The 678-nt window shown below is 49.6% G+C and carries 1 protein-coding gene; it reads right to left on the bottom strand.

Annotation, left to right across the window (positions count from 1 at the left end):
* Positions 1-678 (bottom strand): hypothetical protein (locus R5H23_RS17195; RefSeq protein WP_317216131.1); only part of this gene is annotated, 678 nt, incomplete at both ends.

Below are 678 nucleotides of genomic sequence, written 5' to 3'. Positions count from 1 at the left end.
TGGCGACCCCGGTAAATTCGACGAAGCTGCCTGAAAAAGAGCCATAATTTCGATAAATACTGAAATGGCCGACATTCTGCCCAAAGAACAATGATCCGGCACCTGCCTGTACAATCGCGGCTCCTGCATCGCGTGGATCCTTGTTCGGAACAGACATGTCATGAATGCTGGACTGGAAATATCCGAAAAACTCTTTCGCGTTCTGGACAGTTACGAATTTCGCTTTCCCGGCCGTATCAAAAAATACGCCATCATGAATGTTGAAGCCGGACATCTTGGGGATATTGGATCCGTCGAAGACCAGAAAATCTGATCCGTTCGTTGTCACCACCCCCCCCTTGTTGAAATTGATATCAACAATATTGCCCGACCCGACCGCAACATTAATTGGCGCGTTATTGATACAGAACCGACCGGACGGGAATGTCAGAGAACTGCCTGTTGCCATGACATAGGAGAACGCAATGGATAGCGACAGATGATCATCTGTCTTGCCATTACATTGTGCCCCAAAATCCCGAGGGCTGAGAATGCGCCCCAGATGGTCTGCCAGAGTCTGAGGAACTGATGCTCCCAAAGCGGTTGCCATTGAGGCCGTGACATCAAGACCCGAAGCTGAACCGCCTTGAATACTTGGGTTTTGCATCTGCCCGTTGATAGCATCGATCTTTCTGCCAA

The sequence above is a fragment of the Gluconobacter sp. GP1 genome (genome assembly GCF_032913585.1).
GTDB lineage: Bacteria > Pseudomonadota > Alphaproteobacteria > Acetobacterales > Acetobacteraceae > Gluconobacter > Gluconobacter cerinus.
The sequence above is the reverse complement of the archived record's forward strand: the minus strand, read 5'-3'. Positions and strand labels throughout refer to the sequence as shown.